General features: G+C 46.0%; 10 protein-coding genes. 3 read left to right on the top strand and 7 right to left on the bottom strand.

All coding sequences use genetic code 11. The annotated features are described in order from the left end of the window. Positions 1 to 322: 322 nt before the first annotated feature. The gene (locus tag F8C82_RS11805) at positions 323 to 2,539 is read left to right on the top strand and encodes an NADP-dependent isocitrate dehydrogenase (RefSeq protein ID WP_151693791.1); all 2,217 of its coding nucleotides are present in this window, start codon (positions 323 to 325) and stop codon (positions 2,537 to 2,539) included. A gap of 76 nt (positions 2,540 to 2,615) precedes the next feature. Here F8C82_RS11805 and F8C82_RS11800 read toward each other — a convergent pair whose 3' ends face one another. The 4 genes from F8C82_RS11800 to F8C82_RS11785 form a co-directional block, all read right to left on the bottom strand. Continuing rightward, entirely contained in the window at positions 2,616 to 3,278 is a 663-nt protein-coding gene (locus F8C82_RS11800; RefSeq protein WP_151693790.1) for a BatD family protein, read from the bottom strand. Next, on the bottom strand, positions 3,275 to 4,126 hold the full coding sequence (locus F8C82_RS11795; RefSeq protein ID WP_151693789.1) for a sterol desaturase family protein: 852 nt from the start codon (positions 4,124 to 4,126) through the stop codon (positions 3,275 to 3,277). Before F8C82_RS11795 ends, F8C82_RS11800 begins: the two co-directional genes overlap by 4 nt. After that, positions 4,119 to 4,841, bottom strand: a complete 723-nt coding sequence (locus tag F8C82_RS11790; protein WP_151693788.1) for a hypothetical protein — start codon at positions 4,839 to 4,841, stop codon at positions 4,119 to 4,121. Before F8C82_RS11790 ends, F8C82_RS11795 begins: the two co-directional genes overlap by 8 nt. Before the next feature lie 167 nt (positions 4,842 to 5,008). Then, positions 5,009 to 5,614, bottom strand: coding sequence for a superoxide dismutase (locus tag F8C82_RS11785; protein WP_151693787.1), 606 nt, complete (start codon positions 5,612 to 5,614; stop codon positions 5,009 to 5,011). Between the two features lie 143 nt (positions 5,615 to 5,757). Between F8C82_RS11785 and F8C82_RS11780 the strand changes: the two genes are divergently transcribed. Next, on the top strand, positions 5,758 to 7,008 hold the full coding sequence (locus F8C82_RS11780; RefSeq protein ID WP_223279546.1) for an MDR family MFS transporter: 1,251 nt from the start codon (positions 5,758 to 5,760) through the stop codon (positions 7,006 to 7,008). Here the strand turns inward: F8C82_RS11780 and F8C82_RS11775 are convergent. After that, positions 6,983 to 7,894, bottom strand: a complete 912-nt coding sequence (locus F8C82_RS11775) for an alpha/beta hydrolase (protein WP_151693786.1) — start codon at positions 7,892 to 7,894, stop codon at positions 6,983 to 6,985. The genes F8C82_RS11780 and F8C82_RS11775 overlap by 26 nt on opposite strands. Positions 7,895 to 7,898: 4 nt before the next feature. After that, a complete protein-coding gene (locus tag F8C82_RS11770) occupies positions 7,899 to 10,313 on the bottom strand; it encodes a DUF5686 family protein (protein ID WP_151693785.1) in 2,415 nt (804 codons plus the stop codon). Between the two features lie 119 nt (positions 10,314 to 10,432). Between F8C82_RS11770 and F8C82_RS11765 the strand changes: the two genes are divergently transcribed. Next, positions 10,433 to 13,654: a UvrD-helicase domain-containing protein gene (locus tag F8C82_RS11765; RefSeq protein WP_151693784.1), complete on the top strand. Its 3,222-nt coding sequence runs from the start codon at positions 10,433 to 10,435 to the stop codon at positions 13,652 to 13,654. Here F8C82_RS11765 and kbl read toward each other — a convergent pair. Further along, positions 13,651 to 14,844, bottom strand: coding sequence for a glycine C-acetyltransferase (gene kbl / locus F8C82_RS11760; RefSeq protein ID WP_151693783.1), 1,194 nt, complete (start codon positions 14,842 to 14,844; stop codon positions 13,651 to 13,653). The genes F8C82_RS11765 and kbl overlap by 4 nt on opposite strands. Positions 14,845 to 15,455 lie beyond the last annotated feature (611 nt).

Below are 15,455 nucleotides of genomic sequence, written 5' to 3'. Positions count from 1 at the left end.
AACTAAAACACAAAGGAAAGACCTCGATGTACGAAAGTATTATCGGGGTTTTTTTATGGTCTGCTGTCTGCTGTCTACACCCTATCGGTGGGGACATACAGCTTTGGTCTCAAGACTACAGTCCTATGTCCGTGCTCATCCTTGCTACGCTTAGCGCAGATCCACGCGTTAGCCTTACGCAGCGCAACCGCATTTGCCTTCATTATCTCTTAAAATTTGGCGTTTAAACGTTATTTTTGCACCTCATCGTTCAGCAATGAGGTCATTTCCGGCCACTTTTGCTGTTTTTACTGAATAATATCCTCAAGAAAAGTTTTGCCTCATGCCGACTTCCAAAATCATTTATACCAAAACTGACGAGGCACCAGCCCTGGCGACCTATTCACTACTTCCAATCATCGAAAGCTTCCTCGAAAAAGCTGGCGTTGAAATTGAAACGAGAGATATTTCTTTGGCTGGTCGTGTATTGGCTAATTTCCCAGAGTATTTGAACGAAAATCAGCGCATTGCTGATCACCTCGCTGAATTGGGAGAACTTGCAAAAACTCCTGAAGCGAATATCATCAAGCTTCCTAATATTAGTGCGTCTATTCCTCAACTGAAAGCCGTGATTGCTGAATTACAAGATCACGGCTTTGCTATTCCTAACTATGTAGATGAACCGTCTAACGACGAAGAAAAGGAAGCGAAGTCACGCTATGACAGAATCAAAGGGAGCGCGGTTAACCCTGTCCTTAGAGAAGGGAATAGCGACCGTAGAGCTCCTAAGGCTGTAAAAGAATTTGCTCGCAAGAATCCACATAGAATGGGGGCTTGGAGTGCAGATTCAAAGAGTCGTGTTGCGAGCATGACAGAAGGCGACTTCTACGGTTCTGAGCAATCTATCACCAATGGAAACAGTGCTTTTGCAAGCATCGTTTTTGAAGATGAAAGTGGAGCGAGCATGATTCTCAAAGAGAAAATAGCTCTTCTTCCAGGTGAGGTGCTAGACTCATCCGTAATGAGTGTACGTGCCCTTCGATCTTTCTTAAAAGAGCAAGTGGCCGCAGCTAAAGCCGACGGAGTACTTTTCTCTGTTCACTTGAAAGCAACCATGATGAAGGTGAGTGATCCTATCATCTTTGGTCATGTGGTGAAGGCTTTCTTTGCCGATGTATTTGAAAAGTATGGTTCGGACTTAAAAGAAGCAGGCGCGAATCCAAACGATGGATTGGGTAACACACTTTCAGCTCTTGCGAACCTTTCTGCAGATAAGGCTTCTGAAATTGAAGCGGCCTTTAACGCAGCATTGGAGAATGGTCCAGACATGGCTATGGTCGATTCTGACCGTGGAATCACGAACCTCCACGTTCCAAGCGACGTCATCATTGATGCGTCTATGCCAGCATTGATCCGTACTAGTGGTCAGATGTGGAACAAAGAAGGAAAGCAACAAGACATTATCGCTGTTATTCCAGACCGCTCTTATGCTGGCGTTTACCAGACGGTAATTGAAGACTGTAAGGCAAAAGGAGCTTACGATCCTGTGACCATGGGTAGCGTGAGCAACGTGGGTTTGATGGCGCAGAAAGCGGAAGAATACGGTAGTCACGACAAAACCTTCGAAATGGCCGCAAATGGTACAGTGAAGGTTCTCGACGATGCTGGAAACGTATGGATGGAGCACAAGGTAGAGGAAGGAGATATCTTCCGCGCTTGTCAAACCAAAGACGCGCCTATCCAAGATTGGGTGAAGCTCGCGGTGAATCGCGCTAAATCAACTGGACTACCAACGGTTTTCTGGTTGGATGAGAATCGTGCCCACGATGCAGAGCTCATCAAGAAGGTGAACACGTACTTGAAAGATCACGATTCAACAGGCTTGGATATTCGTATCCTCTCACCAGTTGAAGCTACTCAGTTCTCCGTAGATCGCATCCGCGAAGGACTAGATACTATCTCTGTTACAGGAAACGTTCTTCGCGACTACCTCACCGACCTCTTCCCGATTTTGGAAGTGGGAACAAGTGCAAAGATGTTGAGTATTGTTCCATTGATGAACGGTGGAGGTTTGTTTGAAACAGGTGCAGGAGGATCTGCTCCTAAGCACGTTCAGCAGTTTGAAAGTGAGAACCACCTTCGTTGGGATTCACTCGGTGAATTCTTGGCCATTGCGGTTTCTCTAGAGCACCTCGGAAACAACTTCAACAACCCGAAAGCACTGGTATTGGCTAAGACGCTAGACGATGCTACCAGCAAGTTGCTGCTCAATGGCAAATCGCCAAGCCGCAAGGTGAATGAATTGGACAACCGAGGAAGTCATTTTTACCTTGCTCTTTATTGGGCACAAGAATTGGCGGCTCAGTCAGAAGACGCAGAATTGAAAGCGGCGTTTGAGAAAATGGCTGCGGACCTCGAAGCGAATGAGAAGACAATTGTAGAAGAACTCAACGGAGCACAAGGTGTAGCTATGAATATCGGAGGATATTACCATCCTGATACAAAGTTGGCCTCTGCTGCCATGCGTCCAAGTGCCACACTTAACGCTATTATCGACTAAGGTTCGATACCGTCGCAAATAGAAAAACCCCTGGCAGATTTGTCAGGGGTTTTGTTTTATTCAACGCGTTCGTACGTCAGTATCCCAGCGACAGGACAGGCCCGCCACTGATTTTGCATTCGCACTGCCACACGATTTCGTCGGGATCATTGTCAAAGATGCCTTCATCAATACTCTGGTATTCAGATGAGCCGCTCACGATGTATATCGCTTTGCGATACGAGAATTTGGTGCCTTCATCATTTTCCGCTGAAGTCGTTAGCATTCGACAATTTCGGAGGTTCATTCCTTCTATTTGATCCCCTTCCACTCCTATAAAGTCGTCTTCATCTGTCTTTCCCTCAATAAACTCTTCGGTGATGAGGTAGTGTTCCCCGTTAGGGAGTTCAATATAATTCACAAAAAGAGCTTCTTTGGGCTCAAGCGCAGGAAGAATAGTTACTGTTATTTCATTTGTAGAAACGAGAGTTCCGTTCCAATCGAAGGTGAATGGACCAATGGTGTGTTGTCCCGGTTCATCAATGATGAGATCGAAATTGGATTGAAATCCGAAACCATGGCTGTCGTATTCTACTCCTTCAGGAAGCTGGTCTTCTATTTCCTTCTCGAATGATTTAAGATCGATGTTTATTTGAAAGGATTCACCAGCACGAATAAAGGGATTGTTGCATTCTAGTTCTTGTGCGGATAATGCGGTAGCTGCAAGTAATGCAAAAGCTGAGAGCGTTGATTTTTTCATGAGGCACGTGGTTTTTTAAAGTTGGAGTAGAGAGTAATGTCAGAACGAAGAATTCGCTGATAGAGTTGCTTGGGCAGTAGAGGTTCAATCATTTGTCCAACGTAAGATGTAGGTGTTTCCTCCACGATTCCAAAGGCTTCTGGTTCGTAATCGGGACAGACGTAGGTTCCGAATAAGAGGTCCATTAGCGGACTAATATTGGCATAATTGCCTGTGTCTCTTTCTAGGTTGTGATGCCAATGGTGTAATTCAGGCGCGCCGATTATCATTTTCAGTGGCCCAATTGGCATTCTTACATTGGAGTGAATGTAGATGGCCCAGACACCTCTAAAAGCAATCACAGCGGCTATGGCATTCAAATCAAAACCTAAGAGAAAAGCAGGTGTGTTGATCAGGCCTATGGTGTAAATAGAATCCAAAGGATGTTCGCGATAAGCCGCCAGCCAATCTAGGGTTTTTGAACTGTGGTGGACCTTGTGGAAACGCCACAGGAAATCAACATTGTGCTGTAAGCGGTGACCCCAGTAAATGAGGAAATCGCTGGCCACAATAACTACACAGGCTTGTACCCAGAGAGGCCAACTTCGCACTTCGCTGAACCATCCAAAGGGTAACCAGCTTCTCACTTCGCCCGCATAGAGCTGCATGGCCCAGAGAACCAATCCGCCCCAAAGAAGGTATTGGCCTACCATGAAGCAAAAATCTAGAATCCATTGAGGTCGAAATACCCGCTGCCCTGGATTTGCTGGAAAGGTCTTTTCAAGGGGAATAAAAGTGATAAACAAGAAGAGCAGGCTCACTCCAATCGATTCGAAATACACCCAAAATGTGCCAGCTAATTCATTCATTTCGCTCCTGGTGTTGCATGCGAAGTTCGGCTACCACTTTTTCAATAATGGCCCGATCACTTTTGGTGAGGTTGTCCATTTCAAGCATTGTTTTCAGATCGCTTGGAATGACAAATGTGCTTTCTCCTCCAAAAGAGATTGTGCCTGAAGAGGAAGGCTCAGCATCGTGAATGTAGATGGATTTACTCGTTGCCATCATGCGGAAGGAGTACAGATCGATGGAGTCAGCAATGGCTTGTAATTTGGGATGTTCTGGAAAGTATTCCTGATGTCCTAATCCCTCTCTACGTAGGAGTTTGTTCTCAAAGTTTGCTTTGAGCTCGCTTATTTTATCCAAGACGATCTCTCGCTCTTCTTCCGTCAGAGATTTGTCATGTGACAGTTGGTCCAAAGAAAAAGGCGGAACAAATACATGAGTGGGCTGTCCTGTGCTGTCCGACTTTACAACCGTAGTATGGTGGAATAGGGCTGACTTACTGGAAAAAGCCGTCATTCGAAGCTCTATTGGGGTCTTCTGAATCGTATCAATCATGGCTTGAAGCCGCGGGTGATTTGGAAAGTAAATTTCGGAATTTATAGGTCCAGTGTCCGACGCCGTTTGAGCGGCCGTGTTTGGTGAAGAGAGCAAAGGCCGATTATAGTAGTCGCTAGTGCTATAGTAAACAAATAGCGCAATCATTGAAACAAATAACCATACTACAAGTGCCTTTTTCATTTGAGAGAGGTTGAGTGAAGGTAAGGTAGTACTTCATAAGGGTTTAGGCAAGGGAGCTAAACTAGGAGAGCGTTAGAATATCACTGGTCAGTGACTGGTGCTTAAAGTCCAGAACCAAAAAAAGCCCGACCAAACTGGCCGGGCTCTATCATGTCTAACAGGAAATATTATTTCCCTGCTTCGTAACGCTTGTTCACTTCGTCCCAGTTGATCACGTTGAAGAACGCGTTGATGTAATCTGGACGACGGTTTTGGTAGTTCAAGTAGTAAGCGTGCTCCCAAACGTCCAAACCGAGGATTGGAGTTCCTGAACAACCTACACTTGGCATCAATGGATTGTCTTGGTTTGCAGTGCTACAAACTTCAACCTTACCACCAGGGTGAACACAAAGCCATGCCCAACCTGAACCAAAACGAGTAGCCGCTGCTTTTGCAAATGCGTCTTTGAACGATTCGTAGCTACCAAAAGCTTCGTCAATAGCCGCTGCAACTGCACCAGTTGGAGCACCACCGCCGTTTGGCGACATCACCTTCCAGAACAAGTCGTGGTTATAGTAACCGCCGCCGTTGTTGCGAACTGCAGTGTTGTCTGTATGGTTGGCAAGAAGCTCTTCAATGCTCTTACCTGCCATGTCCGTGCCTTCAATGGCAGCGTTTAGGTTGTTGGTGTAACCCGCGTGGTGCTTTCCGTGGTGGATTTCCATTGTGCGAGCGTCGATATGTGGTTCCAATGCATCATGTGCGTATGGAAGTGCTGGTAATTCAAATGCCATGGTTCGTTATATTATGATTTAACTTTCATGTTGTAGTACAAATGTAGGGTTTGATATGTTCACAGCGAAGCGACATTGATTACCTCTATATTTTCATTGTTTAAACACATGTATGCAATGTAGAGGATGAGTATCTTCATTCTGTGAAACAGCTCGCCATTCCTTTCATTCGAATCTTTAACCTCTACCGAGATGCTTTTGGTGGATTGAGCACGCCTACTTGGATGTTAAGTCTTGTGATGCTCATCAACCGAAGTGGGGCGATGGTGATTCCGTTTTTGTCGATTTATTTGACAGAGAAAATTGGACTCTCAAAGGTTGAAGCCGGCTATGTTTTGATGGGATATGGCGTAGGGGCTGTGATAGGAACCACCTTGGGAGGTCAACTTACAGAGCGGTTTGGACATTATAAAGTTCAAGCAGGATCGCTGATTGCCACTGGTGTGTACCTGTTTATCTTACCTCTTCTATCCTCGTTTGTAGGATTGATTGTGGGGGTGACTACCTTGAGCATCATTGCCGATACGATCCGTCCCGCGAATGGGGCCAGTATTGGATATTACGCAAAGAAAGAGAATGTGACCAAGGCGTTTTCGCTGAACCGACTGGCAATCAACCTAGGTATTTCTATTGGTCCTTCCATCGGTGGCTGGCTTGCTACGTTTAGTTACACGCTTCTTTTTATCACGGATGGTACCACTTGTATTTTGGCTGGAATTGCCTTCATCCTTTACTTTCGAAACTTGCGAAAAGGAGAAGATGCGGATCGAGAAGAGAGAAAGAAGTCCAGCGTTCCCGTTCGAAAGGCGTATACGGATATTCCCTTTGTTCTCTTCTGTATTCTGAATGCGTGTTTTGCCTTGGTCTTTTTCCAAATCCTCTACACCCTACCGCTTTTTTACGTGGAAGAATATGCGGTAGATACCACTTTTGTAGGATACATGCTGGCGCTTAACGGATTGGTGGTATTCGCTTTTGAAATGATTGTGGTTCATTTATGGGGCCATAAATTCAAAGTGATGACCTTCGTTATTTTTGGTGCAGCTCTGAATGGATTGGCCTATTTAATGCTGATTTTCACTCATTCCAATGCACTATTAATTACCTCTATGGTGCTCTTGAGTTTTGCTGAAATCTTCGCTATGCCATTTGCCATTGCATGGGTTTCCAACCGTGCGGGTGAAGCCAGCAGAGGGAGTTACATGGGATTGTACACTTCCAGTTATGCGGTTGCCCACATTATTGCACCGTTAGCGGGTACGCAACTCATTACATACGGAGGGTTTGACCTTCTCTATGGAGTTTTGGGAGGGTTTGGACTTCTTACGGCTCTCGGTTTCTACGGAATAGTTCGCGCTGTAAATAAGCCTACTTTGCTCCAAGAAGATACGTGAGTGGAACCTCAAGTCTTCTAGACCAAGAGCGTTCGTTGTGATCTGCTCCTTCAAACACTTTGCTCATTCCTCTACCTTCCACAAAGTCGTTGGCCACTAAGATGCTATCCATTTTAGATTGATAGGGTGCGTAGAGTGAATCGAGACCTACTGTTCCGTGATCGAAGTACAAGTGTGTGGAATATGGGTTGGGTAGATGTTCAGCCGTGTAGTCCAAAATAGCCGATGACAACTCGGCATTTCGAGTGCGTCGCGCGCCGAGCCAGTGGGTGGATAAACAGGCAGCACCGCCAAATTCTTCGGGATATTGTAAGGTGGCATAAAGGGAAATCAACCCTCCCATGCTTGAACCCATGATGTAGTGATCCATGGGATTATCGGATACTGCATATCGCTCTTTGATGAAAGGCTTGAGTTCGTGAATGAGGAAATCTACGTATCGATTACCTCTGGCTTTTCCTGCCAAATCGTTTTGAATAAGAGAATCTGCAATGGCTTCTGGAAGGCTTGGAATAACGTCTTCTGGAAAGTAGTCGCTCGTTCTATAAATTGAACCACCATTGGCAATGGCTACCACTATAGTTGGTTGAATCACACCCTTAGAAATGAGTCGTTCCATGGTTTCATCTACCTGCCACTCTTGGTGATTCCATGTGTTCGTCGAATCAAACAGCATTTGACCGTCGTGCATGTAGAGTACAGGATAGCTCTGGCTTGAATCGTAGCCTGGGGGCGTCCAAACCCACACATCTCGCCAACTCAAACCCTCAGGTGCCCAGTTGCCCAGCAAGGTAAGCTGACCTTTTTCATTCACGGGTTCTTTCGGGTTGTTGCAACCAACGACAAGGGCAGATAGGGTGATAAGAGTGAGGTAGAGGTGTTTCATTCGCTTAGTTTACGGACAGCATGAAGGCCATTTTAAGAGAGAAGTTATCCAGTGTATTCGGGAATGAATACGGCCCATATCGGTAAAATGCACCTACGCCAATGCCGAAGTAGCCCATGTTGCCTAAATTGATTCGTATCAAGTTGTCGAACGCCAGTCCTGATTCGTAATACCCATAGCGCATATCCTTGATATCTTCATTCAAATGTCTTTCGGGTTCGTCGAGCAATCCATAACCTACGCCCTGAAAGATTCGAATTTCTGGCTTGAACCATCCACTTCGAAGAAGGAGGGAACGGAAATCGTGCATGAAGTACATGGCGACATATCTGGAATTGAAGAACTCGTTGAATCGCATGGCCTGAAAGGAGTTAGGCACTACTACACTGAAGGAGGAACTGTAGGATGGACGAGCGCCAAAGTTCATCCCAATGGGAAGAGCTCTATCTACGATACCGGTCTCCAAACTGATGAGCGTTCTTCCTAAGTTCTTGGTAAAGCGATCAAATTGAATCCCCAATTCCAATTTGTTGTAATCGAAGTCGGAGCCAAATATGCCAGATATTCCTCGACTATAGTTCAATCGAACAGCAGGCCAAAGCTTGCTACCTGTGGTGATTTTCTGACCATAGTTAGCTAAGATTCGCTCATCTTGAACCCATCGCCAACCGAAGTTGATTTCAGAAAATTGGTAGAAAGTTGAGGCTTCCCCTTCGTCGTTTACAAAGGCATAGTCATAAGTTGGAGTAAGCGAGAAGTTCTTGGCTCCCACTTCAAAAATGTGATACGTCCACGCACGAGATCGCAACATCACTTCGTGAGATTCAATGCGGTCCATCCGCACGTTGTAGAATTGTTCGGCAAAGGACGTTCGTTCCCAATAATTGATGCCAATCACCCCGGGGCCACGAACATCATTCTTGTATTCATACTTAAACCAACCGTCATTTTCGGTGTCAAAGGTGAGTTTGATTTCGCCCCCGTATTTCAATCGTTCATCGTTAAAACCATAGCCAAAGTATCCCCCTCCGCTGATGAAAGGTGAGATCACTTCGTTGGTGTATACCCCCATTCCCAGTCGTAAACCTTCGTATTGACTACTGGCAATAAGTCGCTTCATGTCTAAGTTGATAGGGCCTAATGCAAGAAAGCCTCTATACGCATGTCGCGTGGAGCGCATTACCCCACCTAAATTATAGCGCTCGCCGATGCTATCCATGTGGCGAACGGTTTCACGCTCTAGGGGGTCGAGTTCCGTTGGCCGACGAAGTTCCCAGAAGCTATCGTCCACCAAGCCTGCATCTTCACGCATTTTCACTTGAACATGGCTGAATTTTTCTTCCGGGACGGGAACGTTCACGTAGATGGAATCGAGGTAGGTCTTTCCAATCATCACCGCTCCGTTTTTTCGGAAGGGGAAACGCTCTAGTTCTAAGGTGAAGTTGAGTTGAACGGGAAACCAATAGCCACCGTAAACTCGTTCGTAGCGCTGCTCCATGCTCAGGCTAATCTTCCCTTTATCCCATGGTTCTGCTGTAACATATTCAATCGCCCAGCCGTTGGAGTTGATGTGAATCACTCCTTCAAACCCTTCAAAATTTGACCCTCGCGTGGGGAAGTACTTCATGATGAAGGTGGTGTCCGTTCCCGAGTAAGTGGTATCTTGTAGGATGAAGGCATAGCGATCTTCAAACCCTTTGGCGATAGGGTTGAGGTATTCTTTGTTCAATAATCGCATGTAATCATCATAAAAACCAAAGTGCTGAATACCATCTGGAATGGTAGCGATGTTTGGATTTTCGAATCCAGAAATTTTAGTGCCTATTACCTCTTCCGCATGCTGATTCGGCGTGTGGTAGTACTTCTTCGTCACCGATTCAATCACCAACAAATGTCGGTTAACGGCATTCGCCTTGTCGGCCATAATCTCGGCACTATCGGCTGAACTCATGGTGGAATCAATGTCGAAGTTGTAGGTGATTACATTCTTGTTATAGCTGGTGTATCGATAGGAATCGTAGCGGTTTGGGTTGTTCACCGACTTGTGTCGAACTGCATTGCGAACGATTCGCCAAGCTGGGTTTTCACGGGCAAAGATGGTTACCTCGTTCAGCGCTTCGGCCTTTTCGTAAAGGACGATTTTTCCATCAGAGGGAAGATCTTCAGGGCGGTACGAGCTCGGTTCATACCCAATGAGTTCAAACTTCACAATGCGAAATCGACGATGAGGAAGGGTGAAGTTTCCATTGATATCCGAGATCAATTTTTGCGAACGATCCTCTCCCCACGAGATGGTTACGTTGGGAAGTGTTTCTCCGTGTTCATCCAATATCTGCCCCACATACTGCTGTGCTTCAGTGTGGAAAGAGAGAATGAGAAAAAGTCCGAAAAGAATATATGATGCAGGTGTATTCTTCATTGAGCTTCTAAGGTAGAGAAGGATTCTAATTATCGTACGTCTAGTACCGTATTTTCAGTATAAATTTCGACTTTTAACATGTTTCGCATTCCCTACCTTTACGAGAAGATTCGCCTCTCATGAGTACATCCCATCCCAAAACATTTCAAGTTTACAGTGCCAGTGCTGGTGCTGGAAAAACGTTTAGTTTGGTGCGGGAGTATTTAAAGATCTGCTTGCGATCTGAAACATCCTCCGAATTTACTCGAATTCTCGCTATCACGTTCACCCTTAAGGCGGCTGGGGAAATGAAGAGAAGGGTGTTGGAAGCCTTGAATGCCTTTCGTCAACCAACAGTGCCTTCAAAGTTTCGAGGATTGTACGATGCAGTAGCGGATGATTTGGAAATAGACGATGCCACGCTTTCTCGTAGATCCCACGAAGTGCTCAAGTCCATTTTGCATGATTATACGGGATTGAGTATTTCTACCATCGACAAATTCACGTACCGACTGGTCCGCACGTTTAGTCACGATTTGGGACTAGCTTCCAACTTCGACGTGGAGTTAGACGATGCAGAAATGTACCGTCAATCTATTGATCTGCTCTTGGATGACAGTGGAAGGCATGCAGAGCTGACTAAACTCCTTCATCGCTATGTAGATCGTAAGATGGATGAAGGTAAGTACTGGAAGCCGGAGGGAGAAATGCTCAAAATGGCTGCTCATTTGGGTGATGAGAACAGTGCGGAGATTCTAGATAAACTCGAGTCGTGGACGCTTCCGCAATTCATTGAAGTACGCGGCAAACTAGAGAGTCAGCTTGCGGCTTACAAGGCCAAAATGCACGGATTAGGTGAAGAAGGCATGAAGTTGATAGCCGGAATTCCTGCTGCTTACTTTAATTACGGAGCTGTTCCATCCTATTTCAAAAAAGCGCTTCAGAATGATTTGTCCGCTTTCATGGCTGGGAAACGCATTCGCGATTTTCACGAAAAAGGGGTGTACACCAAGGCGAAGCCAGCGCCAGAAGCAGCTGCCGCAATCGAACCTATCAACGATGCACTCACTGATTTGATCGGTCGATGTATCGCCTTTGAAGATGAGGAAGTTGTTCATGCACTGATTCTTGAGAAAGTTCTTGCCAACTATGATGGAATGGCGGTATTGCATGAAATTGCTGCCAAACTAAACGACTATAAAGAGGCGAATAACCTGGAGAGTTTGAAGACCTTCAACAAGCTTATTTATGAATCCCTGATTAATCTGCCCACTCCCTACATCTACGAGCGAATTGGTGAAAAATATCGCCATTATTTCATCGATGAATTTCAAGATACCAGTAGCCTTCAATGGCTCAACTTAACTCCTTTGGTGCACAACGCCGTTGCTTCTGGAGGTTCAACCATGATTGTGGGGGACGCCAAGCAAAGTATTTATCGATGGAGAGGCGGAGAAGCTGAGCAGTTTTTAGGGTTGATAGAAAGCGCTCGAAACCCAGATGAGCTGGGGGGCGATGTCGCTTATGCCTTGAAGCATGTTTCCTTAGAGCACAACTGGAGATCTGCCACTGAAATCATCAACTTCAACAACGATTTCTTCGGTCGGTTAGCTGAGGTTCTAGGGGAGGATCAGCATCAGCAATTGTACCGAGAGGTTGCCCAAAAGGCCATGGGACAAGAAGGGGGGATGGTTTCCATAGAGTTTCTAGAAACGGAGAGGAAGAACGATCTCTTTCATGCGGGCTGCCTGCAGAAAACGTTGGTTCGCGTGCGAGAATGCTTGGATGCTGGATATCATCCAGGTGATATTGCCATCCTAGTTCGGAACAATGTGTACGGAGAGAAAGTAGCCCGTGTTCTCACACAAGAAGGAATCAATGTAGTGAGTGTAGATTCACTTAAACTACAGAACAGTTCTGCCGTTCGGGCTATTATTGCTTTCATCCGACTTAAACTCAATCCGGCGGATTTGGAGGCTAGGATGGAGTTGGTGGACATGCTTCATCAATCGGGTGTGTATAGCATGACTGCTGAAGAATTACACGCGGGACTATTGGCAGCTTCCGATGTTCGTGGGGATGCTTGGCAAAAGTGGACCGCCGATCACGAAATCGCGGAAGCTTTAGCGGCTAAGGATGCAGCGGGACTTTTTGAGTGGGGGGAGAATGCCGCACGTGCACTTCGCCTCATTGACGGAAGAAAGCCCGATCCCTTCATCCAGTTTTTCTTGGATGAACTCTACGCTTTTGGACAGAGGAAATCCCATAATATTGTCGACTTCCTAACTTGGTGGTATGAGAAGGGGCATAATCAATCCATCACCGTTCCGAACTCCAGAGAAGCCGTACAGGTGATGTCCATCCACAAATCCAAAGGCTTGGAATTCCCTGTGGTCATTTTTCCGTTTGCCAATTTTGAGGCAAAGCGAAAGGGAGGCGACACTCGGTGGGTTCGCTTAGACGAAGATCAATTTGAAGGTTTGCCCGTGGCTTTGATGGGTATGAATTCCGAACTAGCCGCACGTGCAGAAACCACCCATCCATCGTATACGGCAACATATGAACGCTTTGATCGAGAGACTGTTTTCGACAACATCAACCTGCTCTATGTGGTGCTCACCCGTCCTGTAGATCGTCTCTATATTATCAGTGAGCAGAACAATAGCAAGACTGGGCCTTCCATGGATAAGGGAAAGATCAACGACTACCTCCTTTGCTATCTGGAAGAGAAGGGACTGCGTCCCGAAGGTGACGAGCGACTCATTCTCGGATCGGAAACGCCTGCGCCTTCACAAGAAGAGGATGAAGGTGCCTCTGCACGAAGCATAGACACCTTTGTGAGTAATGCTTGGAGGGGAAGAGTGCAGCTGAGTAGAGATACAGATGGTATAAAAGATCAACTCAGCGATCGCCCTAGAATGTGGGGAAACACCATTCACAATTTGTTGGCAGAAGTCGAAAGGGCTTCTGATTTGCCTCAAGTGCTGCGGCGTGCGGTAGTATCTGGAAAACTGCCCAAATCGTCCGTTAGCGAAATACGGGAAGTACTGGAGAAGGTGGTCAACCACCCAGAATTGTCAGATTCCTTTACAGCGGAAAAAGTCTATAACGAGCGAGATTGGGTAGGTGATGACCGCGTGCATCGACCAGATAGAATCACCTCTAAGAATGGCGTGTGGACAGTACTGGATTACAAAACCGGAGATGAGCTCAGTTCCCATAAAAAACAAATCCGCCGGTACGCGGATTTGTTAGGAGTAGGACAGACCGTTCGATCTGTCCTAGTATACATTAACGATGATGTTCGCATCGTAGAAGTGCGTTCAGCTCCAAGTGGAGGAGAACAGCTTACTCTTCTTTAGATCACGCCCAATTCTTTACCTACCTCAGTAAAGGCAGCAATCGCTTGGTCCAAGTGCTCTATTTCATGCGCAGCAGAAAGCTGAACGCGAATTCGAGCCTGACCTTTTGGAACCACTGGATAGAAGAATCCAATCACGTAAACACCTTTTTCGAGAAGTTTATCGGCAAACTGTTGTGAAAGAGCTGCATCGTAAAGCATGATAGGAACAATAGCGCTATCGCCGTCTTTGATATCAAAACCAGCTGCCTTGATGCCTTTCTTAAAGTGATTTACGTTGTTTTCCAACTTGTCGCGGAGGTCGGTGGTTTCGCTCAGAAGGTCGAATACCGCGATAGATGCACCCACAATAGAAGGGGCAAGCGAGTTAGAGAACAAGTAAGGGCGAGAACGTTGGCGAAGAAGTTCAACAATTTCCTTTCTACCTGTGGTAAATCCGCCCATCGCACCACCCAAGGCCTTACCCAAGGTTCCAGTAATGATGTCAATTCTACCCATCACATTGCGGAGTTCGTGCGTACCTCTACCCGTGGCACCGATGAACCCTGTAGCGTGACATTCGTCTACCATTACCAGAGCGTCGTATTGTTCGGCAAGGTCACAGATTTTGTCCAATTGCGCCACATAGCCGTCCATAGAGAACACTCCATCGGTAACGATGATTTTATTGCGAGCGCCTTTCTCGTTGGCTTCTTTCAATCTCTCTTCAAGATCTGCCATGTTGTTGTTCTCGTAGCGGAAGCGCATTGCCTTACACAAACGAACACCGTCTATGATGGAAGCGTGGTTCAAGCTATCCGAGATGATGGCATCTTCTGGACCTAGAAGCGGTTCAAACACTCCGCCGTTCGCATCAAATGCCGCAGCGTAAAGGATGGTGTCTTCCGTTCCTAGGAAGTCGGCAATCTTCTTTTCAAGCGTTTTGTGAATGTCTTGTGTACCGCAAATAAAGCGAACCGATGACATTCCAAAACCATGTGAATTGAGCGCCTGATGCGCCGCTTCGATCACCTTAGGGTGAGAAGAAAGTCCGAGGTAATTGTTCGAGCAAAAATTCAACACTTCCTTCCCTTCGGCCGTTTTGATCACAGCATCTTGGGGAGTAGTGATTATTCGCTCTTTCTTGTATAGGCCGTCTGCTTCAATCTGTTGAAGTTCGGCTTGAAGTTGTTGTTGAAGTTTTCCGTACATGATGCGAAGATATAGATTAGGGGTGGGAAAGTGATAGGGTGCGATGGACTAGTGCGAAGTACCATGTGCTAACGTACTCCGGCGTACTCCCTTATATTGGACCCGTCAAAACTGGAAAATTCGAGCTATTTAAGGTATTCATTCGGAGACATATCCCAGTTCCGTTTGAGTCTTCCACGAATTAGCAGAATTGTTTTAAAGAATTACACTAAAGTTGCCTTATCGTAATAGCAGAGCAACCGGTGCGCATGAAAATGCTATCTAAAAAGAGAGTAGTCGATTCCCTGAAACGTTAGGCCTTGTGGAACTCTTTATTTCTCAAGGCTTGGTTTTCTTATTGAAAAGAAGGTCTTAGAGAATCTCCCCTCATATGGTGAGTGCTTCTAGTGCGAACGGAATGACACACTATCTTATTCCGATACGTTAACGGTTTAATAGCGCGGTATGAAGGGTGTTCTTAGTATAACACCATAATGCATCCATCATTGAAAGCATCAGGTCCTTAGGTTTCGTGCTTTCACATTTTATCAGTGGAATCTCTTCCGAGGAACTCCCTTGAGTCCAACGGTATTGATATTCATAAACAAATGCCCAGCCTATATAGGCCGGGC

Source organism: Phaeocystidibacter marisrubri, from assembly GCF_008933165.1.
GTDB classification, from domain to species: Bacteria; Bacteroidota; Bacteroidia; order Flavobacteriales; family Schleiferiaceae; genus Phaeocystidibacter; species Phaeocystidibacter marisrubri.
Note: the sequence above shows the minus strand (reverse complement) of the source record. Positions and strands in the feature narration are given on the sequence as shown.